General features: G+C 59.1%; 21 protein-coding genes. 13 read left to right on the top strand and 8 right to left on the bottom strand.

All coding sequences use genetic code 11. The annotated features are described in order from the left end of the window. Positions 1–79: 79 nt before the first annotated feature. From DSM107133_RS19380 to DSM107133_RS19395, 4 genes are read left to right on the top strand one after another with little or no spacing between them, the layout of a single operon-like run. Complete coding sequence (locus tag DSM107133_RS19380; protein WP_114295178.1) at positions 80–1,597, top strand: sugar ABC transporter ATP-binding protein; 1,518 nt, start codon at positions 80–82, stop codon at positions 1,595–1,597. Continuing rightward, positions 1,594–2,628, top strand: a complete 1,035-nt coding sequence (locus DSM107133_RS19385; protein WP_114295179.1) for an ABC transporter permease — start codon at positions 1,594–1,596, stop codon at positions 2,626–2,628. Before DSM107133_RS19380 ends, DSM107133_RS19385 begins: the two co-directional genes overlap by 4 nt. Beyond that, the gene (yjfF, locus tag DSM107133_RS19390) at positions 2,628–3,617 is read left to right on the top strand and encodes a galactofuranose ABC transporter, permease protein YjfF (RefSeq protein WP_114295246.1); all 990 of its coding nucleotides are present in this window, start codon (positions 2,628–2,630) and stop codon (positions 3,615–3,617) included. The genes DSM107133_RS19385 and yjfF overlap by 1 nt, the downstream gene beginning before the upstream one ends. Beyond that, positions 3,614–4,339, top strand: coding sequence for a FadR/GntR family transcriptional regulator (locus DSM107133_RS19395; protein ID WP_114295180.1), 726 nt, complete (start codon positions 3,614–3,616; stop codon positions 4,337–4,339). Before yjfF ends, DSM107133_RS19395 begins: the two co-directional genes overlap by 4 nt. A gap of 6 nt (positions 4,340–4,345) precedes the next feature. Here DSM107133_RS19395 and DSM107133_RS19400 read toward each other — a convergent pair whose 3' ends face one another. The 3 genes from DSM107133_RS19400 to DSM107133_RS19410 are packed head-to-tail and all read right to left on the bottom strand — an operon-like array spanning position 4,346 to position 7,000. After that, positions 4,346–5,185 (bottom strand): amidohydrolase family protein, encoded by an 840-nt coding sequence (locus DSM107133_RS19400; RefSeq protein WP_114295181.1) that lies wholly within the window; start codon positions 5,183–5,185, stop codon positions 4,346–4,348. Next, positions 5,182–6,201 carry an aldo/keto reductase gene (locus DSM107133_RS19405; protein WP_114295182.1) on the bottom strand — a complete coding sequence of 340 codons (1,020 nt, stop codon included), beginning with the start codon at positions 6,199–6,201 and terminating at the stop codon, positions 5,182–5,184. Before DSM107133_RS19405 ends, DSM107133_RS19400 begins: the two co-directional genes overlap by 4 nt. A 4-nt stretch (positions 6,202–6,205) precedes the next feature. Continuing rightward, positions 6,206–7,000: an IclR family transcriptional regulator gene (locus DSM107133_RS19410; protein WP_114295183.1), complete on the bottom strand. Its 795-nt coding sequence runs from the start codon at positions 6,998–7,000 to the stop codon at positions 6,206–6,208. 194 nt (positions 7,001–7,194) lie between these two features. Between DSM107133_RS19410 and DSM107133_RS19415 the strand changes: the two genes are divergently transcribed. The 9 genes from DSM107133_RS19415 to DSM107133_RS19455 all read left to right on the top strand — a co-directional run bounded on the left by DSM107133_RS19415 (position 7,195) and on the right by DSM107133_RS19455 (position 15,744). Next, positions 7,195–8,472: an extracellular solute-binding protein gene (locus DSM107133_RS19415; RefSeq protein ID WP_243253609.1), complete on the top strand. Its 1,278-nt coding sequence runs from the start codon at positions 7,195–7,197 to the stop codon at positions 8,470–8,472. Between the two features lie 69 nt (positions 8,473–8,541). Beyond that, complete coding sequence (locus DSM107133_RS19420; RefSeq protein ID WP_114295185.1) at positions 8,542–9,435, top strand: sugar ABC transporter permease; 894 nt, start codon at positions 8,542–8,544, stop codon at positions 9,433–9,435. Between the two features lie 5 nt (positions 9,436–9,440). Then, positions 9,441–10,304 carry a carbohydrate ABC transporter permease gene (locus tag DSM107133_RS19425; protein WP_114295186.1) on the top strand — a complete coding sequence of 288 codons (864 nt, stop codon included), beginning with the start codon at positions 9,441–9,443 and terminating at the stop codon, positions 10,302–10,304. A gap of 4 nt (positions 10,305–10,308) precedes the next feature. After that, a complete protein-coding gene (gene ugpC, locus DSM107133_RS19430) occupies positions 10,309–11,403 on the top strand; it encodes a sn-glycerol-3-phosphate ABC transporter ATP-binding protein UgpC (RefSeq protein WP_114295187.1) in 1,095 nt (364 codons plus the stop codon). A gap of 3 nt (positions 11,404–11,406) precedes the next feature. Next, positions 11,407–12,519, top strand: coding sequence for a mandelate racemase/muconate lactonizing enzyme family protein (locus DSM107133_RS19435; protein ID WP_114295188.1), 1,113 nt, complete (start codon positions 11,407–11,409; stop codon positions 12,517–12,519). After that, a complete protein-coding gene (locus DSM107133_RS19440) occupies positions 12,519–12,848 on the top strand; it encodes an L-rhamnose mutarotase (protein WP_114295247.1) in 330 nt (109 codons plus the stop codon). Before DSM107133_RS19435 ends, DSM107133_RS19440 begins: the two co-directional genes overlap by 1 nt. A gap of 4 nt (positions 12,849–12,852) precedes the next feature. After that, positions 12,853–13,602, top strand: a complete 750-nt coding sequence (locus DSM107133_RS19445) for an SDR family oxidoreductase (RefSeq protein WP_114295189.1) — start codon at positions 12,853–12,855, stop codon at positions 13,600–13,602. 19 nt (positions 13,603–13,621) lie between these two features. Further along, complete coding sequence (locus DSM107133_RS19450) at positions 13,622–14,464, top strand: fumarylacetoacetate hydrolase family protein (RefSeq protein WP_114295190.1); 843 nt, start codon at positions 13,622–13,624, stop codon at positions 14,462–14,464. After that, positions 14,464–15,744, top strand: a complete 1,281-nt coding sequence (locus DSM107133_RS19455) for an L-fuconate dehydratase (protein WP_114295191.1) — start codon at positions 14,464–14,466, stop codon at positions 15,742–15,744. The genes DSM107133_RS19450 and DSM107133_RS19455 overlap by 1 nt, the downstream gene beginning before the upstream one ends. A 56-nt stretch (positions 15,745–15,800) precedes the next feature. Here the strand turns inward: DSM107133_RS19455 and DSM107133_RS19460 are convergent, their stop codons facing one another. Genes DSM107133_RS19460 through DSM107133_RS19480 form a run of 5 tightly spaced genes read right to left on the bottom strand, consistent with a single transcriptional unit; the run spans position 15,801 to position 21,360 of the window. Beyond that, positions 15,801–17,450, bottom strand: a complete 1,650-nt coding sequence (locus DSM107133_RS19460) for an amidohydrolase (protein WP_114295192.1) — start codon at positions 17,448–17,450, stop codon at positions 15,801–15,803. 48 nt (positions 17,451–17,498) lie between these two features. Continuing rightward, positions 17,499–18,515, bottom strand: a complete 1,017-nt coding sequence (locus DSM107133_RS19465) for an extracellular solute-binding protein (RefSeq protein ID WP_114295193.1) — start codon at positions 18,513–18,515, stop codon at positions 17,499–17,501. Between the two features lie 54 nt (positions 18,516–18,569). Beyond that, positions 18,570–19,376, bottom strand: coding sequence for an ABC transporter permease (locus DSM107133_RS19470; RefSeq protein WP_114295194.1), 807 nt, complete (start codon positions 19,374–19,376; stop codon positions 18,570–18,572). Next, positions 19,373–20,290, bottom strand: a complete 918-nt coding sequence (locus tag DSM107133_RS19475) for an ABC transporter permease (protein WP_114295195.1) — start codon at positions 20,288–20,290, stop codon at positions 19,373–19,375. The genes DSM107133_RS19470 and DSM107133_RS19475 overlap by 4 nt, the downstream gene beginning before the upstream one ends. Next, a complete protein-coding gene (locus tag DSM107133_RS19480) occupies positions 20,287–21,360 on the bottom strand; it encodes an ABC transporter ATP-binding protein (protein WP_114295196.1) in 1,074 nt (357 codons plus the stop codon). The genes DSM107133_RS19475 and DSM107133_RS19480 overlap by 4 nt, the downstream gene beginning before the upstream one ends. Between the last annotated feature and the right edge of the window lie 150 nt (positions 21,361–21,510).

Below are 21,510 nucleotides of genomic sequence, written 5' to 3' on the forward strand. Positions count from 1 at the left end.
ACCACCCCTTTCACATCGGATGGCATCACGCAGACCCTGCGGGGTGTCATCCACCGCTGCCAGACCCGAGGACTTTTCGATGACAGACGAACGCCGCCCGATGCTGCACGCCAAGGGCATCTCGAAATTCTTTCCCGGCACCGTCGCTTTGGACAATGTCGAACTGACCCTGCACGCAGGCGAGGTTCACGCCCTTCTGGGCGAAAACGGCGCGGGCAAATCCACATTGATCAAATGCCTGACAGGGGTGTACCGCCGCGATGGCGGGCACATCGTGCTGGACGGTATGGATGTCGATCCGGCATCGACCCATCACAGCCAGACCCTGGGCATCGGAACGGTCTATCAAGAGGTCAACCTGCTGCCCAACCTGACGGTTGCCGAAAACCTGTATCTGGGGCGCCAGCCCATGCGCGGCCCCTTTCTGGACCGCCGCCGCATGAATGCACAGGCCCGTGAAACATTGCGCGGCTTTGGCATTCGCATTGATCCGGCGCAGCCCCTGTCGACCTATTCGGTTGCCGTCCAACAGGTCGTGGCCATTGCCCGCGCGGTTGAAATGTCCGGCAAGGTTCTGATCCTTGACGAGCCGACCGCCAGCCTTGACCACGACGAGGTGCAACTGCTGTTCTCGGTCATCCGGCAATTGAAATCCCGCGGACTGGCGGTGGTGTTCATCACCCATTTTCTGGATCAGGTGTTCGACCTGTGCGACTGCGCGACCGTGCTGCGCAACGGGCAGGTTGTGGGCCGTGTCGATCTGGAAACCACCAGCCGCAATGACGTTATCACCCTGATGCTGGGCCGCCAGTTGGCCGCACAGGTCAGGGCACAAAAGCCAACATCTCAGGGCCGTCCCCTGTTGCAGATCGAAGGTCTGCAGAAAACCGGTATGCTGGGCAGCTTTACCCTGGATCTGAGCGAAGGCGAGGTTGTCGGACTGGCGGGCCTGCTGGGGTCGGGGCGCACAGAAACCGCGAACCTGATTTTCGGAGCTGTGCGGGCCGATCAGGGTACGTTGCGCCTGCGCGGCAAGGACATTCAGGTGCGCAACCCGCGCGATGCGGTGGCCCACGGCTTTGCCCTGTGTCCCGAAGACCGCAAGACCGATGGCATCGTCGGAGAATTGAGCGTGCGCGACAATATCGTGCTGGCGCTTCAGGCGCGTCAGGGCTGGCTGCGCAAGGTGCCCAGCAAAAAGGTCGAGGCCATTGCCCAGCACTATGTGCGCACGCTGGACATCCGCCTTGCCAATCTCGACATGCCGATCCGTCTGCTGTCGGGGGGCAACCAGCAAAAGGCGCTGCTGGCGCGATGGCTGGCCACCGACCCCGATTTTCTGATCCTGGACGAACCCACGCGCGGCATCGACATCGGCGCACATGCCGAGATTATCGCGCTGATCGGACGGTTGCAGCAGGACGGCATGGCCTTGTTGGTTGCCTCGTCCGAGATGGAAGAGCTGGTGGCCTATTCGAACCGCGTCATTGTTCTGCGTGACCGCATGCAGGTCAAAGAGCTGACAGGGGCCGAGATTACATCGGACAACATCATTCGCGCCATAGCCGCCGAGCCGGTCAGCGAGGTGGTCCAATGACCCGCAATGCATTCCTGCGCCGCATCACCCCGCAGCTGGTCATCCTTGCCATCGTGCTGGGGCTGAACGTTCTGGTGTTCCCTGATTTTTTCGACGTGGAAATGAAAAACGGCCGCCTGTTCGGCAATCTGATTGACGTGTTGAACCGTGGCGCGCCCACCGCGCTGTTGTGCCTTGGCATGACGCTGGTGATTGCGACCAAGGGCATTGATCTGTCCGTGGGTGCTGTTATGGCCATAGCGGGGGCAACGGCTGCGTCTTTGGTTGTCGATGGCAATCATTGGAGCGTTGCCGTCATCGGCGCCCTGTCCGTCGGGGCGCTGTGCGGGCTGTGGAACGGGTTTCTGGTGGCGTTCCTGCGCATCCAGCCCATTGTCGCCACGCTGGTTCTGATGGTCGCGGGGCGCGGCATTGCCCAGCTGATTACCGAGGGCACGATCCTGACATTCCTTGACCCCGGCCTGATCCATCTGGGTGCGGGCACGATGGGGGGCATTCCAACACCCGTGCTGATCTGGCTGGTGCTGGGCATTTCGGTGGCGTTTTTTGTGCGCCGCACCGCCCTTGGCATGTTGATCGAAGCCATTGGCATCAACGAGGCCTCGTCCCGTCTGGCCGGAATCAACAGCCGCGTTCTGCTGGTCTGTGTTTATGTTGTTTCGGGCATTGGCGCGGCCATTGCAGGCGTGATTGTCGCAGCTGACATTCAGGGCGCCGATGCCAACAATGCCGGCCTGTGGCTGGAACTGGACGCGATCCTTGCCGTGGTGATCGGCGGCAACAGCCTGTTGGGCGGGCGGTTTTCCATCGTGGCATCACTGCTGGGGGCGATGATTATCCAATCGGTCAATTCGCTGATCCTGCTGTCGGGCCTGCCGCCCGAATTCAACCTGATTATCAAGGCGCTTCTGATTATTGCCATTCTGGTCATCCAGTCGCCCAAGGTCGCGCACCTGCTGTACATCCTGCGCGCCTCGGCGCCGCAAGCCCAGCCCAAACCCCTGCCCCCTTTGAAGGAGAGCCAGCGATGATCCGCTCGACCCATCTGCCGCTGATTGTCACCCTGGCGACCTTTGTTCTGGCCTATGCGCTGTGCGCCTGGCAGTTTCCTGCGATGCTGTCGCTGCGGGTGGTGGCCAACCTGCTGACCGACAATGCCTTTCTTGGCATTGTGGCCGTGGGCATGACCTTTGTGATCCTGTCGGGGGGCATCGATCTGTCTGTCGGCTCGGTCATTGCCTTTACCGGCGTGTTTCTGGCGGTGGTGCTGCGCGATACATCGCTGCATCCGTTGATGGCCTTTGCCATTGTGCTGGTCATCACCGCCGCCTTTGGCGCGGCCATGGGGGCGATCATTCATTACCTTGAAATGCCCCCCTTTATCGTCACGCTTGCCGGCATGTTTCTGGCAAGGGGTGCGGCCTATGTGCTGTCGACAGATTCCGTGCCCATCACGCACGAATTCTATGACGCCCTGCAACAGATCTATTGGAAGACAGCCAGCGGCGGGCGGTTCCGGCTGATTGGCGGGGTGATGATTGTCACCTTTATCGTCGGCATTCTGGTCGCGCACCGCACCCGCTTTGGCCAGAATGTCTACGCCTTGGGGGGCGGCAGCGCGACCTCGCGGCTGATGGGAGTGCCTGTGGCGTCGACCACGGTGGGCATTTACGCCATATCGGGCGGTTTGGCCGGGCTGGCGGGCATTGTCTTTTCGCTCTACACATCTGCGGGCTATTCCCTGGCGACGGTGGGGGTCGAGCTGGATGCCATTGCGGCTGTCGTCATTGGGGGCACACTGTTGACCGGAGGTTTCGGATTTGTTGCGGGGACATTCTTTGGCATTCTGATCATGGGACTGATCCAGACCTATATCGTGTTCGACGGCACGCTTTCGAGCTGGTGGACAAAAATCGTTATCGGGGGTTTGCTGTTTGCATTCATCCTTCTCCAAAAGGGACTGACTTGGGCATCGACAGCACGCAGAAAAGCAGCGACTGGCTTCGTCACGCCATCATGAGCTTTGTCCATTCCGGTGGGCGGGACGAGCGCGCCTCGAACCATACGACATTTGTTGTCGACCAGTTGGGGCGCGGCATCGTTGCGGGCGAATACCCCGAGGGCACAATGATCCCGTTGGACCCGGACCTGTGCGAAATGTTCGGCGTGTCGCGCACCGTGGTGCGCGAGGCCAAAAAGACGTTGATCGCCAAGGGGCTGATCCAGTCTAAGGCCAAGGTCGGCACCCATGTGCGCAAATCCGACGACTGGAACATGTTCGACGAAGACGTGCTGATGTGGCACGCCGCCCAGAAGAACCCGGTAAAGTTCTATGAAGAGCTGTTCGAGATCCGCATGATCTTTGAACCCGCAGCCGCAGCCAAGGCCGCGACCATGGCCAATTCGGTGGACAGCGCGCGGCTGACGCAACTGGTCGACGACATGGAAAATGCCACCGACCGGGCGTCTTTTGCCGTGGCAGATTATGAATTTCACAAGCAAATCCTGAAGCTTTCGCGCAACCGCTTCCTGCATTCGCTGGGCGACATGGTGCAGACGGCACTGTATTCGCTGTTCATGGCCGAAGCGAATGATGCCTTTCCGCAAAACAAGATCGAGGTCGCGCTGAAACACCGCAAGATCGCATTGGCGATTGCCGGCGGCGAGGCCGCAACCGCGCGTGATGCGATGACGGCGGTAATCAGCGAAAGCTATGCCCGCACCCAGCCACAGTACAAGTAACCGGCGTTACGGTTTCAGCTGAAGCCGCGGGTAAGCGCGCAGGGCGCTGCCTGTCTCAAGCGCATATTGATCCTCTGGCGTTTGGGCTTTCAGGGTGTTGTTGAAAACCTCGACCCACCGGCCATAGTCCGACGCCAGATTTACGACGGGCCAGTCGCTGCCGAACATGACGCGATCTGGTGCAAAATTCTGCAAAATATGTACAATATAGCGCCGCAGGTCGGTTTCCTTCCAATCTTCCGCAGCTTCGGTCACCAGACCGGACATTTTGCAATACACATTCTGAAACTGCGCGATCTGCGCCATCTGCGCGGCCCAGGGAACGAACACATCGTTGTGAATATCCGGCTTGGCGCAATGGTCGATGACCACAGTCAATTGCGGATAGCGTGACAGGAAAGTCTTGAGATGCCCAAGATGGCGCGGCAGCACCAAAGCGTCAAAGGTCAGATATTGCGCAACCATCGCTGAAATGGCAGGGGCAAGCGACGCGCGCAGCATCCACTGATCGTCGTCCAGATCCTGTATCATCGGCCGCAAGCCAACCAGCTTGGGGTGGCGCGACAGTCTTTCGATGCTGGCAACCGCGTGGGGCGCGTCCAGATCGACCCATCCGACAACGCCCAGAATCCAGTCATGCCGATCGGCAAGGGACAACAGATATTCTGTCTCTGCCTCGCTGTCTGCCGCCTGTACGGCAATGGTGCCCTGAATGTTGTTTGCTTGCAGAAGCGGTGCCAGATCCTCGGGCAGGAAATCGCGGTAAAGCGGGGCAAGATCGGGTGTCAGCCAGCGATAATCGCCCCGTTCAAGACGCCAGAAATGTTGATGGGTGTCGATTGTCATGCGCGCATCTCCAAAAACGGCGCACCCGTTGGCGTCGGGGCATCGGGATGCAACAGATTGCGGTCTTTCAGGGCCTGCCAAAAGGCGTCCGGGATATCGCAGGCGGCCCATTCCAGCGTGTCGGAGAGTTCTTGCAGGTTGCGCAGGCCCGGAATGACCGAGACCACCACATCATGCCCCAGCGGAAACTGAAGTGCGGCGGCGGCCAGTGGCACCTGAAAGGCCTGACAAAGCTGCGACAACTGCGTGACCCTGGCGCGCACCGCCTCTGGCACCGCGCCATAGTTCCATGTATCGCCCCCCACCAGAACGCCCGAATTGAACGGCCCCCCGACAACAACCGAGACCTTGTGTCTGGCACATTTCGCAAACAGCCCGTCCAGTGGCGTTTGTTCCAGCAGGGTATAACGCCCCGCCAGCAGGAAAACGTCCCAGTCGCCAATCTCCAGCGCGTCGGCGCAAACCTGCGTTTCGTTTACGCCGATCCCGATGGCCTGCACACGCCCGTCGCGCCGCAGGTCTTCCAGAGCGCGATAACCGCTTTTCTCAAGGGCTTCAAAATACTGCGCATTTCCGGCCCCGTGGGTTTCGGGGCCAATGTCATGCACATACAGGATATCAATCCGCGCCAGCCCCAGCCGCTGCAACGACGCCTCGAACGACCGCATGATCCCGTCATAGCTGTAGTCAAACACAGGGTGAAACGGCAATGCTTCCGGCCACCCCAGAGAGGCGGGATCAGGGGCTGCGCCCGGATGCAAAAGCCTGCCGACCTTGGTTGACAAGACATAGTCCTGTCCACGCAAAACGTCTCCGACCCGCCGTTCAGACAGGCCGAACCCGTAAAACGGCGCCGTATCGACATAGCGCAAACCGCTTTTGAATGCCGTGGCCAGCGTGTCGGCGGCTTGTGCGTCGTCAACGCCATTGAACAGCCCGCCCAAAGGGGCCGCACCAAATCCCAAAGTGGGCAATTGCAGCGATGTATCCCTGATGGGCCGTGTGTTGAAACGCATGGCCCTACCCGTCTTTCCCGGCGGGATCCGCCCCGCCGTACATGGCTGTCAGCTCCCTTGCCAGCGCGTGATAAAGCTCTGCAACCTCGTCAAGGGACGGCACATTCAGATCATCGACACGTTCCAGATAGGGGCAGCTGAGAACCGCCGTGACATCACCCGATGGCCCGAAAATCGGAAAGGCAAGGTTCGTCACCCCCACGGCGGTGGCCGATTCCATTTTCTCGTACCCGACCGCGCGAATACGCGCGAGGTGATCGTCGAACACCGCGCGGTTCAACTCCGGCTCGCCGGTGGCGCGCCGGTGCATGGCAATCAAATCCTCCAATGCGTCTTGGGAGCGAAACGCCGCCAAAGTCCGCCCCGTGCCGGTGTTCCACAGTCCGATAACCGTGCCGCTGCGCAGTGCGAGGCTCCAGTTGCCGGGCGATTCAGCCGAGGCCACAATGACAATGTCACCGTTGCTTTCCATGCCGATGTGGCAGGATTGCCAGGCCTTTCGCGCCACGGCGCGCATACGCGGCAGCGCTTCTTCGATGACCCGCCCGATGGGGGGATGGCGCTGGCTGATCGCGAACATCTTGAGGCTGAGCGTATAGCGGTCGCCGGTGATCGAGCGGGTGACATAGTTGCGCCGCACCAAAGTCGACAGCATCCGGTAAATCTCGCTTTGGGACCGGTCCAGCGCCTTGGCGACCTCGCCCTGCGACACGCCTTCGCCGTGGTTTGCCAGATATTCCAGAATATCCAGCCCCTTTTCCAAGGCAGGCGCGCGGTATTTTTCGGTGCTGTCATCCATTGTCGGTCGATCCTGAGCCCAAGACGCTTTTCATCAGTCTTCAAAATAGCCTGTGAATGTCAAGCTTGATTTATAAATGAATAATTGTTTTACTTGCGAATATCGCTGCCAAAGAAAGCGGTGACAAAATTTGCGTCCAGGGAGGAACAAATGAAAAATCAAATATCTTCAAGGTATTGCTTGCCAGCACTGCCATCGCGACCTTTGCAGAATCAGCCGCGGCACAAGATTCGGAAAACTTTGACGGGGTCACGATCGAGGCAAAACTGATCGGTGGGCAGCAGTACGAAGGCCTGTATGGCCGCATCGCCGAGTGGGAAGCCGCCACCGGTGGCACCGTCAACATCATCTCGAAGAAAAGCCATTTCGAGATTGATAAAGAGATCAAATCAGACATGGCCGCGGGCACGACATCATGGTGTGTCGGTTCCAACCATTCGTCCTTTGCGCCGCAATACGAGGGACTTTATGTCGATCTGAGCGACCTTGTTCCGGCCGACGAGGTTGCCGCCTTTGTTCCCGGTGTCATCAAGGCGTCGACCGTGGGGGGCGAGTTGTTGATGCTGCCGCGCGCGCAGTTTGACGTTTCGGTGCTGTACTATCTGAAATCCAACTACGAAGACGCCGACAAGGCCGCCGCCTTCAAGACCGAATACGGCTATGATCTGGCGGTTCCCGAGACCTGGCAGCAAGTGAAGGATCAGGCGATTTTCTTTGCTGATCCGCCGAATTTCTATGGCACGCAATATGCGGGCAAGGACGAAGCCATTGTTGGCCGTTTCTATGAAATGGTCGTTGCCGAGGGTGGCAATTATCTGGACGCAGACAACCGGCCCATCTTCAATTCGGACGCGGGCCAGCGCGCGTTGCAATGGTTTGTTGACCTTTATGCCGCCAAGGCGGTTCCGGCGGGCACCACCAGCTATGTCTGGGATGATCTTGGCCAGGGTTTTGCCAGCGGCACCATTGCGCTGAATCTGGACTGGCCGGGCTGGGCGGGGTTCTTTAACGATCCGGCCTCGTCCAAGGCGGCTGGAAATGTGGGCGTGGCCATTCAGCCGATGGGGTCTGTCACCCGCACCGGCTGGTCGGGTCATCACGGGTTTTCGGTCACCAATGATTGCGAACACAAGGACGCCGCCGTTTCACTGGTGCGTTTCCTGACCAGCGAGGAAAGCCAGCTTGCCGAAAGTGCGGGCGGTTCGCTGCCCACGCGCACAGCGGTTTGGGAGGCAAATATCGCCGCTGCCAAAACCGGCGATGATCCGTACCGCGCCGAGGCGCTGGCAGCCTTTGCTGCGGGGGCTGAATATGCCTTTGCGGTGCCGCAGATCCCGGAATGGGGCGAAAGCACAAATCTGGTGTTCCCCGAGCTTCAGGCCGCCATCGTTGGCGACAAAACCGTCAAGGAAGCACTGGATGATGCGGCCGCTGCCGTGGACGAGCTGATGCAGGAATCCGGTTACTACTGATCCGGCAGACCTTTGGGGGCGGGCAATCTGCCCCCAAGGCACCCCTTTCCATATCCAGATAGGTGCAAAATGACACGCCGCCGCTTGCCCGAGTGGTTTCTCCTGCTGTTGCCCGCGATCATCGTGATTGCCGCAGTTGTGCTGATCCCGCTTATCTTTTCGCTGTACTCAAGCTTCACGCCCTACAAGCTGACGCGGCCCTCGACGCTTTGGAAATGGGTGGGGACCTATAATTACGAAAAAATCCTGTCCGACGCGAAATTCTGGGCGGCCTTCGGGCGCACGGTGTTGTTCCTGACCATTGTGCTGAACCTTGAACTGGTGCTGGGCCTTGGCATCGCGCTGCTGATGAACAAGGTTACATGGGGCCAGCGGACCCTGCGCACGATCCTGATGTTCCCGATGATGTTTTCGCCCATTCTGGTGGGCTTTCAGTTCAAGTTCATCTTCAACGACAATATCGGTCTGGTGAACAACGTGCTGCAATCGCTGGGCTATGACGCTGCCTTGCCGTGGCTGGTGAATGGCAAGCTGGCGATGTTTTCGATCATGTTTGCCGAAATCTGGATGAGCACCTCGGTCTTCGCCATTCTGATCCTTGCGGGCCTGTTCGCCATGCCCCGCGATCCGCTGGAAGCGGCCAGGGTGGACGGCTGCACGCCATGGCAAAGCTTTCGCCACATCACGCTGCCGTTCTTGATGCCGTTCATCTATATCGCCATGACCATCCGGTCGCTGGATGTGGCGCGGGCCTACGACATCGTGCAGATCATGACAGGCGGCGGCCCTGCACGGCGCACCGAGCTGTTGTGGACCCTGATGAGCCGCACCGGCTATGTCGATGCCCGCATGGGGCTGGCCAATGCGATGGGATATGTCTCGATCATCCTGTCGATCCTCTTCACCGTCTATTTCTTCCGCAAACTCAGCGCCGCGCGCGCCGAACTTGGCATGGCAGGGTAAATCTCATGGATCGCAATCTGTCGCATCGCAATCGCAAACGCATTCTGAAGGCGCTGCATTTCACCGCGTTGTTTCTGACCATGGCCATCATCTGCATACCGGGGCTGTGGATCGTGCTGAACTCGTTCCGTCCCACGGTCGAAATCATGGCGAAGCCACCCGTCTGGACCCCGTCGTTCACGCTGGAACATTACCGCGCCATGTTTGGCGGCGCCGGCGAAGGCGGTGTGCCGGTGTTCAGCTATTTCCGCAACTCGCTGATCGTGTCGGTAACCTCGACCCTGATTGCCATTTTGATCGGCATGTCCGGTGGATACGCCTTTGCGCGCTACCGGTTCCGCGGCAAGTCGGGTTATTTTGTCGGGCTGATGCTGTTTCGCGCGGTGCCCGGCGTTGCCCTGTCGCTGCCGCTGTTCATCGTCTTTGCGCGCATGGGGATCATTGATACCCATTTCGGCCTGATCCTGGCCTATGTCGCCATGAACGTGCCGTTCACTATCTGGCTGACCGACGGGTTCTTTCGCCAGATCCCCAAAGAGCTGCACGAAGCCGCCGAGATCGACGGCTGCACCCGTTGGCAGGCCTTTTGGCGGGTCGAATTTCCGGTGGCAAAATCCGGCGTGGCCTCGGCGGCCATCTTTGCCTTTCTCACCTCGTGGAATGAATTCGCGCTGGCTTCGCAGCTGACACGTTCGGTGGGGTCGAAAACCATGCCGGTGGGCCTGCTGGATTTCACCGCCGAATTCACCATCAACTGGGGGGGCATGTGCGCGCTGGCGGTCTTGATGATCGTGCCGGCCCTGATCCTCACATTTCTTGTACAGAAACACCTGATTGCCGGCCTGACGTTTGGCGGGGTCAAAGGATAAGATCATGACAGAAGTAGCTCTTTCAAATGTTGTCAAACTCTACGGCAAGCACAAAGCGGTGCATGGCATCAATCTGGAGATCGAAGACGGCGAGTTTGTCGTCCTGGTCGGCCCGTCGGGCTGTGGCAAATCGACGACCCTGCGGATGATTGCGGGGCTCGAAGATATCTCGGGCGGCACCGTCAGCATCGGCGACCGGGTGGTCAACGACCTGCCCCCGCGCGAACGCAACATCTCGATGGTGTTTCAGAACTATGCGCTGTACCCGCATATGACGGTGCGTGAAAATCTGGGTTTTTCGCTGAAAATCGCCAAATACACGCAGGCCGATATCACCCGCGCCGCAGACGAGGCCGCTGCCATTCTTGGCCTTGGTGACTTGATGGACCGCAAGCCCGGCGAACTGTCGGGCGGGCAGCGCCAGCGTGTTGCCATGGGGCGCGCCATCGTGCGCCATCCCGATGTGTTCCTGTTTGACGAACCGCTGTCCAACCTTGACGCCAAGCTGCGCACCCAGATGCGGGTTGAAATCAAGAAGCTGCACCAGAAGGTTGGCAATACGATCATTTACGTCACCCACGATCAGGTCGAGGCCATGACCCTGGCCGACCGGATCGTGTTGATGCAGGACGGGCATATCGTTCAGGTCGGCACGCCGCTTGAGCTGTTCAACGAACCGCTGAACACATTTGTCGCCACCTTTATCGGGTCGCCCCCGATGAACCTGATTGACGGCACCGTGGCGGGGACGGACATGATCCGGCTTGGCGACGGGCTGAGCGTGCCGGTGCCGCCAAACGCCCGCGGCCTTGTGCGCGACGGGCAAAAGGTAAGGTTCGGGTTCCGCGCCGACAATCTGATGCCCGAGGGCCATTCGGTCGAGGAAGACGGTGAAAGGGTCGCGCTGGAACTGACGGTATCGCTGACCGAACCGCTGGGCACCGAAACCTTGCTGTTCACAACCGTCGCCGGCACCGAAGTGCAGGGCAAAATGCTGAACCCGCGCCCGGTGCGCCCCGGTGAAACGATGGATTTCCACCTGATGCTGGACAAATGCCACGTCTTTGACGCGGCCAGCACCCAAGCGATCAGAGGCTGAGCGATGGCACATATCACCCGCGTAGAACTGAACATGATCGACCTTGTCCCCAAGGTGAAACGGGTCGATGCCATTCAATCCTTTGTCAGTCAGGAAACGCCTTTCGTCACCATCCATGACAGCGATGGCGCCATCGGTGTCGGCTATTCCTATACGATTGGCACCGGTGGCCCGTCGGTCATGGCGCTGTTGGAACACACGCTTGCCCCGGCCCTGATCGGACGTGATCCGGCGCGCATCGACGGACTTTGGCGTGACCTGATGTTCATCACCCATGCCACGGCTGTCGGCGCGATTACATCGCTGGCGCTGGCAGCGATTGATACCGCCCTGTGGGATCTGAAATGCAAAAAGGCGGGGCTGCCTCTGTGGAAGGCAGCAGGCGGCACCCGTGACCGCATCGCGCTGTACACAACCGAAGGCGGCTGGCTGCATCTTGACCAGCAAACATTGGTCGATGACGCGCTTGCGATGCAAGAAAAGGGGTTCAAGGGATCAAAGGTCAAGATCGGCAGTGACCATATCAGTCAGGATGCAGCGCGTCTTGGAGCGGTGCGTGCAGCGGTTGGTGAGGCTTACGAGATTTTCACCGACGCAAATCAGTCGTTCTCGCTGTCCGAGGCGATCCGGCGTGCCCCGATGCTGGAAGACCATGGCATTGGCTGGCTGGAAGAGCCGCTGCCCGCAGATGATGTAAACGGCCATGTCGCTCTGGCACGCAGCACTTCGGTGCCCATCGCGGTCGGAGAAAGCATGTATTCGCTGAGCCAGTTCAAGGACTACCTGCAACTGGGCGCGGCCTCGATCGTGCAGGTGGACGTGGCGCGGATCGGGGGCATTACGCCATGGCTGAAGGTGGCGCATCTGGCCGAAGCCTTTAACGTCACGGTCTGCCCGCATTTTCTGATGGAGCTGCACCTTCCGCTGGTGTGCGCCATCCCCAACGCCAGGTGGCTGGAATACATCCCGCAACTGGACAGCGTCACCGGCGACAATATGCGGATCGAGGACGGTTATGCCATTCCCAGCGGCACGCCGGGACTGGGCATTGATTGGGACTGGGACGCCATTGCCGCAAAATCGCTGGTCTCGCACACCATTACGGAGGCCGCATGATGCAACGAATGGGCATGGTGATCGGGATCAAACCCAACAGGATCGACGACTATAAACGCCTGCATGCTGCGGTCTGGCCCGATGTTCTGACCCAGATCGCACAAAGCAACATCCGCAATTACACCATCTTCCTGCGCGAGCCGGAAAACCTGTTGTTCGGCTATTGGGAATACCACGGCACCGATATTCAGGCCGATCTGGCCCGTATGGCCCAAGACCCCAAGACACGCGAATGGTGGACTCACACCGACCCCTGCCAGTCCCCCCTTGCCAGCCGTGCTGACGGCGAACAATGGGCGATGATGGCCGAAGTTTTTCATACGGATTAAACACATGACACATGAACCGGGCCGTCTGGCCGGAAAAAAGACGCTGATTACCGCCGCCGGACAGGGCATTGGCCGCGCAACTGCCCAGATGTATGCTGCACAGGGCGCAACGGTCATCGCAAGCGACATCAACGACGCCGCTCTGGCCGAACTGGATGCCATCGACGGCATCACGGCGGTCAAGCTGGACGTGACCGACGCGCAGGCGGTTGCGACACTGGCCGCCGATGTCGGCCCGCTGGACGTGCTGTTCAACTGCGCCGGATTTGTCGCCAATGGCACGATCCTTGACTGCGCCGACGCAGATTGGGATTTCAGCTTTGATCTGAATGTGACCGCCATGTACCGCATGATCAAATGCACCCTGCCCGCGATGCTGGACAACGGCGGCGGGTCGATCATCAACATGTCTTCGGTGGCCTCCTCGCTTAAAGGGGTGCCCAACCGCTTTGCCTATTGCGCATCCAAAGCGGCGGTGATCGGCATGACCAAATCCATCGCCGCCGACTATGTCGCCAAGGGCATTCGCTGCAATGCCATCTGTCCCGGCACGGTCGACAGCCCGTCGATGCATGGTCGGCTGCGCGCGACGGGGAACTATGAACAGGCCCTGTCACAATTCATCGCCCGTCAACCGATGGGGCGCATCGGCACAGCCGAGGAAATCGCCGCACTGGCGCTGTATCTGGCCAGTGACGACAGCGCCTTTACCACCGGTCAGACCCACGCCATCGACGGCGGCTGGTCCGCCTGATTTTCTAGGAGATAAAACCATGAAACTATTACGTTTTGGCCCTGTCGGCGCGGAAAAACCCGGCCTTCTGGATGCCGCGGGCGGCATCCGTGACCTGTCTGGCGTCGTGGCCGACATTGCGGGTGAAACCCTTGGCGATCACGCGCTGGAAGCCTTGCGTGCCATTGATCCCGCGACCCTGCCGCTGGTGCAGGGCAATCCACGCATCGGGGCCTGTGTCGGGCAGGTTGGCAAATTCATCTGCATCGGTCTGAACTATGCCGATCACGCCGCCGAAAGCGGCATGGCGCTGCCCGAAGAGCCGGTGATTTTCTTCAAGGCGACCTCGGCCATTTGCGGCCCCAATGATGATGTCGAAATTCCGCGCGGCGCGCTTAAGACCGATTGGGAGGTCGAACTGGGCGTCGTCATCGGCAAGCCCACCAAATATGTCGGTCCCGAAGACGCGCTGGCGCATGTCGCAGGGTATTGCGTTGTCAACGATCTGAGCGAGCGGGATTTCCAGTTGCACCGCTCGGGCCAGTGGGTCAAAGGCAAATCCTGCGATACGTTCGGGCCAATCGGGCCGTGGCTGGTGACACGCGATGAAATCGCGGACCCGCAGGCGCTGGACATGTATCTGGAAGTGAACGGGCACCGCTATCAGAACGGGTCGACCCGCACGATGCACTTCGATGTGGCAACCGTGGTGTCCCACCTGTCGCAATTCATGAGCCTGCAACCCGGCGATGTGATTTCGACGGGCACACCTCCGGGTGTGGGCATGGGCCAATCGCCGCAGACCTACCTCAAACCCGGAGACCGGATGGAACTGGGGATCGACGGGCTGGGCGTGCAGACGCAGAACGTGGTTGCAGGCTGATGACCCGAATTACCGGACTGACAACACGCGACTTGCGTTTCCCCACCTCTGACACGCTGGATGGGTCGGATGCGATGAACCCCGATCCCGACTATTCTGCGGCCTATGTGGTCTTGCACACCGACGGCGCCCACGAGGGCCACGGTCTGACTTTCACCATCGGGCGGGGGACTGAAATTTGCGTCGCCGCCATCGAGGCAATGCGCCATCTGCTTGTCGGGATGGATCTGGACTGGGCGCGCGCGGATATGGGGCGTTTCTGGCGCCATATCACCGGCGACAGCCAGTTGCGCTGGATCGGCCCCGACAAGGGGGCCATGCATCTGGCAACCGGCGCCGTCGTCAATGCGGTCTGGGATGTGCTGGCAAAAGAAGCGGGCAAACCGGTCTGGCTGCTGGTGGCCGAGATGCCCCCCGAAGAGATCGTAAGGCTGGTCGATTTCCGCTATATGTCCGACGTTCTGACCGAAGAGGAAGCGCTGGACATTCTGCGCAAGGCCGCGCCGGACAAATCCGCGCGCATCGAAACGCTGAAACGCGAAGGCTATCCCTGTTATACCACCTCTGCCGGATGGCTGGGATATTCCGACGACAAACTGCGCCAGCTGTGCCGCGAAGCCCGCGATGCAGGATTCACCCACACCAAGTTCAAGGTCGGGCGGAATCTGGAGGATGACATTCGCCGCCTGACCATCGCGCGCGCGGAACTGGGCGAAGACATGAACATCATGATCGACGCCAATCAGGTCTGGGAGGTCGATCAGGCGATCGACTGGGTCAAACAGCTTGCCTTTGCCCGTCCGTTGTTCATTGAGGAACCCACAAGCCCCGATGACATTTTCGGCCATCGCAAGATACGCCAGAAGGTTGCCCCGATCAAAGTCGCAACCGGCGAGATGTGCCAGAACCGGATCATGTTCAAACAGCTGATTGCGAATGAAGCGATTGATTTCGTGCAGATCGACAGCTGCCGTCTGGGCGGATTGAACGAAGTTCTGGCAGTGCAGCTGATGGCGGCAAAGTTCGGCCTGCCGGTCTGGCCACATGCCGGTGGCGTGGGCCTGTGTGAATATGTGCAACACCTGTCGATGATAGATTTCGTGGCCATTACCGGCGAGAAAGACAGCAAAAGGATCGAGTTCGTGGACCATTTGCACGAGCATTTCATCGACCCCTGTGTGGTCGAAAACGGGGCTTACAAGGCCCCGCTTGCGCCCGGTTTTTCCATTCAGATGCACGCGCAAAGCCTGCGCGATTTTCAGTTCGGGGCGGCGGGCTGACGGGGCTTTATGCGCGGCGCAGGTTTCAGGTGCCAACCGGCATTAGGGTCCTGACCCTAAGCCTCGACTTTGTAGGTTATGCGTCCGTCACAAAACGTCATGGCGACAGAGGCCGCGCTGGCGCTTTGTGACAAACCTTCAAGGTCGCCGTCGATCAGTACCAGATCCGCCGCAAGCCCCGATTTCAGCGCCCCGCGATGCGTGTCGGTGAAGTCGGCATAGGCGCCGCCCGTGGTATAAGCGGCCAGACAGTCATCCAGTGTGATGCGCTGGTCGGGCATATCGTCATCCCAAGGGGTTCGCGTCAGTGCGCAATGGATCGCATATAGCGGCGACAGCGGTGACACCGGCCAGTCGGTGCCAAAGGCCAGAGGCACGTTGCGGTCGCGGATCATCCTCCATGGAAAGGCTGTAGCCCAACGCGCACGCCCCATGATGGAGGTGGTCGGTTCCAGCGGCAATCCGGCAGACCCCGGTGGATGCACCGGCTGCATCGATGCAACAATGCCCAACGGCTTCAGGCGGTCCAGATCTTCCTGCGCAATGGTATCGATATGTTCAACCCGGTGGCGCGCATCACGCGCGCCATTGGCACGGGCAGCGGCCTGATATCCATCAATTGTGGTGCGCACGGCACCGTCACCCACCGCGTGGGTGGCCATTTGCAAACCGCGTCTGTCAGCCTCGATGCAGATCGCGTTAAAAACGTCCGGCGCAATTAGCGGTTCCGAGCGATATCCAGTGCGGTCGGGATAGTCGGTGACCGTATAGGCCGTCCATGTGTCATAGACCCCGTCCAGAAACAGCTTGATGCGCCCAAAGTGCAACCAGCCGGGGACTTCCGCGCCAAGCAGCTTGATCCGTTCGATGCCTTCTACACCGTCGTTTTCATCCAGTTTCAACGGCAGGCTGACCCGCACCGGCATGTCACCGGCCAGCGCAAGATCGCGCAGCAAACCCGCGAGGTAGGGGTTTCCGTCCATGTTCACAGCACTTGTGATGCCGTGCTGGGCACAATATTCACCGGCGTTTCGGATCAAGGCACGGTCATGGGCTCGGTCGCTTTCCGAGACTGCGCCAAGCCCCTTGCTATCAAGGCCATCACGGCCTTTCAGTTTGGACAGTTGATTTACAAACGCCATCGCTGCGAATTCGCGCAGCTCGCCTGTGGCAAGCCCGTCTTCGCCCATCACAACATCCGCACCTGTTTCAGGATCGACTCCGTGCAAGATACCGGCCAGTTCCAGCGCGCAAGTATTGGCCCAGGCGCAGTGTTGATCGACCGAAAACATGCAGATCGGTCGATCAGCACAGATCAGGTCAAGCAAGTGGCGGTCGGGGCGGCGGTCTTTGCCGAAGATCGTGTAATTCGCCGCAAAGCCCGAAATCAGGTCATCGCCGGGCGCATCGGTCATGAAGGATCGGAAGGCATCGCGCACATTCTCGACCCCGAATGTGTCGGACAGGTTCAGCATCGAAAGGCTTGCGCCGCCGGTAAAGAGATGCAGATGGCTTTCAATGAAACCGGGCAACAGTTCGCGCCCCTGTGCATTGATCTGCTGCGTTTGCGGCCCAGCCAATGCACCGATTTCAGCGTCGGTTCCCAATGCTTCAATGCGGCCGTTCCTGACGGCAATCGCGGTTGTGCCGGTTGGCGCAAACAACGGGCGCACCGTGGCGTTCAGAATAACGAGATCAGCTTGCATGATGCCCTCCAGCGTCGCGTAAGGGGGGCAATGCAGCCCCCCGATTATTTATTGCAGCAACTGGGTCCAAACCCGTGTCACCAGATCCTGCGCCTTGGGCGAGCAGGTCCGAGACATCACAACCGGAACCGTGGGATAAAGCCCGGGGGCATTTTCCACGGTGTATTTCTTTTCGGCTTCGATGACGTTCATCGGCGAAGAATGCGCGTAATGGTTCATTTGGATGGTTGCGTTTTCGGGTGTCGAAATGAACTCGATGAACCTGATCGCATTCTCGCGGTTCTGCGCGCCCTTGGGGATCACCAGGCTGTCGATCCAGCCAACCAGACCTTCTTTGGTCATCGCGTATTCTACCGGCGCACCGGAAGCAGCCGCGCGCACAACCTCGCCGTCCCACCAGAAGTGTGCAGCAACCTCTCCCGAGCCCATGCGCCCTTCGATATTGTCCGAAGAATAGACCGCGACGCTTTCTTTCTGTGCCATCAAAAGATCCAGGACGCGTTTCATTTCTGCGGGATCTTCGGAACAGAACGGAACGCCAAGATACAGCTGCGCAGCGCCCACGACCTCATCGGGGTAAGACAGCATTGCGATGCGACCGGCCAGTTCACCTTCGGGCTCGAAGAAGTATTTCAGGCTGTCGGTGGGGCCGGTGTATTCGTCGGTGTTAACGGCAAAGCCTGCGGAGCCATAGGCGATCGGGATCGAGTATTCCTGTGTTTCGTCCCACCACTGGTTGCGATATTTTTCCTGGATATTCGCATAGGCATCAAGCGTGTTGGCGCCAAAGTTCTCCAGCAGACCCGCGTCGATCATGATGCGCAAAAAGTGCTGCGACGGCGATGCAATATCATAGCCCGACGACCCTGCCTGAAGCTTGGTCAGCAGGTCTTCGTTCGAGGAATAGCCGTCCACGTTGACCTGAACATCGTATTCATTCGAAAACTTTTCAATCAGTTCGGGGGCGATGGAGTCTGACCAGACGTAGAGGTTCAGCGTCCCCTCTGCTGCCACCGCGCTGCCAAAGCACAGGGCGATTGCCGTTGCTGCGTAAAATTTTGTCATTTCTGTTCTCCTGTTGGATGTCTTGCGGGCCTTTGGCCCATTGATTTTCAGGGATTAAGTTGCGTCCGTTCTCTGGCCACGCGCGGCCACAGTCAGGGCGACAGTTGCCAGCACCAACGATGCAACGATCAGCATCGTCGCGATGGCATTCAGTTCAGGTGACGTGCCCGCACGGATCAATGAGAAGATGTAGACCGGCAAGGTGGTCGTACCGCCCGAGCTGAGCATGTTCGACGTGATGAAATCGTCCATTGATATCAGGAAGGCGAGCATCGCTCCTGAAAACAGCCCCGGAAAAATCAACGGCAGGGTCACGCGGCGAAACACGGTCCAGCGCGATGCGTAGAGGTCTGTGGCGGCTTCTTCGAAATCCAGCGGCATTCCTTGCAGCCGCGCCCGTATCGGCAAAAAGGCAAAGGGCGTGCAAAAGGCCGAGTGCGCAATCACCAGTTTGACCATGCCGTTCTGAAGGCCGATCAGGGAAAACAGGATCAGCGTTGCAACGGCCAGTACAATTTCGGGCAACAGCAACGGCAGGTTCACCATTGTCTCTGAAAGCTTACGGTATCGTACATTTTTGCCCCTGATGATCGACAAAGCAGCCAGAAGTGCGATCGTCGTCGCCATGACGGTGGCGATGGCTGCCACGGTCAAAGACGTTTTGAGCGCAGACATCAACGCGCTGTTGTTCAGCGCAGAGCCATACCATTTGAACGAAAATTCGGTCCAGACACTGGTGATGCGGTTGGCATTGAACGAATACAAAACGACAATGCCCAGCGGTGCATAGAGATAGATGAAAAAGACCGTGCTGATTATGCCAAGCCCCGGATAGCGTTTCACATCATGTTGCTGTTTCATGATTCACCCTCGTTACGGGCGCTGCGCAGTGCCAGACCAATCAGAACCAGCATCACAAACATCATCAGGATCATGGCAATCGCCGCTCCAAAGGGCCAATTGCGGCCCCCGCCGAATTGCAGCTGGATAAGCGATCCCATCATCATCTGCTTGCCCCCGCCCATCAGGGTCGGTTCAAGGACAGCGCCGAATGCAGGTACAAAGACAAGGATCACCCCGGATGCGATGCCCGGAGCCGTCAGCGGCAAGATCACCCGCCGCAATGTTGTCCAGCGGTTGCCGTACAGATCATGGGCGGCCTCGATCAGCGTTCCATCAAGTTTTTCGATGGATGCAAAAACGGGCAGCACCATCAGCGGAATATAGGTATAGACCATTGCGGCCAGCGTCGCGCCATCGTTGTACATCAACGTCATGCCAGAGGGCGCGCCGAAGAATTCGAAAAAGCGCAGCAGCGGACCGTCCTTGCCCAGAATGATCATCCACGCATAAACGCGCAGGATCATCGACATCCAGAACGGCAGCGTCACAAGGAACACCAGAACAGACTTTCTGTGGCCCGGCTGCCCTGCGATCCAATAGGCCACCGGCACGGCCAGTATCAGACACAGCACAGTTGTCACTGTCGCCAGCAAAATGGTGCGCAGAATGATGATCAGATACTGGGGCGTGAACTCCATCTCTCCGGTCCAGCCTTCGTTGAAGAGGATCTGGCGATAGCCCGACAGATCAAACCCCCAATCAAAGCCGCCATAGGCGCCCCTGACTGCGAACGAGACAGCAATGATGATGAGGATCGGAATGATCAACGCAAAGATCATCAGCAGCCATGCCGGTGCAAGCCCAACATACGGCAGGTTGATCTGGCGCCGCCGCTGCGGCGTGTCTGTATGATGTGCCGTCGCTTCGCTCATGCCGCAAGCACCCGTGCAGAGCCTTCGATGAAACCGACGTGCACGGGGCTGCCCACCGCGATGGTATCGCTTTCGCGTGAGGCATTGCGCCGCGACGCGCGGATTTCAACGCCACCCGCAGACAGCAGATAATGGGTATAACCGCCCAGATACTGTTTCTTCACAACCTCCGCCAGAAAATCGACGCCCTCGACCTGATCGCCAAGGTTCAGTTTCTCGGGCCGGATCGACAGCGTCGCCTTGCCGACCGGCACCTGGGTCGGGGACGGCACGCTGATGACCTGGCCAAACGGCGTGCGCACAGTTGCGGTCTTTTCGGTTGCTTTCAGAACATCGACCTCGAAGAAGTTTGTTTCCCCGACAAAATCCGCAACAAACCTGTTGGACGGCTCTTCGTAGATCTGCAACGGCGTACCAATCTGCTGAACCTGCCCGCTGCCCAGAACCGCAATGCGGTCGGACATGTCCAGCGCCTCTTCCTGGTCATGAGTCACGAACACAAAGGTGATGCCGGTGTCGCGCTGAAGTGTGCGCAGCTCGTCGCGCATGGCCTGACGTAGTTTCAGATCCAGTGCCGAAAGCGGTTCGTCCAGCAGCAGCACTTCGGGTTCGGGGGCAAGCGCGCGCGCCAGGGCAATACGTTGACGCTGCCCGCCCGAAAGTTGCGCAGGTTTGCGATTGGCAAAGGCGCTCATGTGCACCCGCTCGAGCATTTCGCCCACCCGCGCGGTGATCCGTGCCTTGTCCCAACCCATATTTTCAAGACCGAAGGCCACGTTCTGGGCAAGTGTCATATGCGGAAACAGCGCATAACTTTGAAACACCGTGTTCACCCGCCGCTTGTGCGGAGGGATGTCAACGATGTCGCGCCCGTGCAGCAGCAACCGGCCGGTGTCGGGTGTCTCGAAACCGGCAATCATGCGCAGCAATGTCGTTTTGCCACATCCCGATGGGCCAAGCATCGTGAAAAACTCGTTCTCTCGGATCTCGAAATTGACCGAGCTGAGCGCCTGGTATGATCCGAAATTCTTTGAAACGTCGATCACTTCAACAGCATTTTGCCGGTTCATACGTCTTGTCCCATATCTTGCTTGCAGTGCCCTGTGACACGCGCAATGTTGGCGTCAGTTAGACGACAGGCCGCCACCGCAGGTAAATGAGCGCTTACAAAAGTGCTGGTTAGGGTATGCCTAAGACCTGTACCGAAGGCGCAGTCCGAC

It is taken from the genome of Pseudosulfitobacter sp. DSM 107133 (assembly GCF_022788695.1).
In the GTDB taxonomy this organism is placed as follows: Bacteria; Pseudomonadota; Alphaproteobacteria; order Rhodobacterales; family Rhodobacteraceae; genus Pseudosulfitobacter.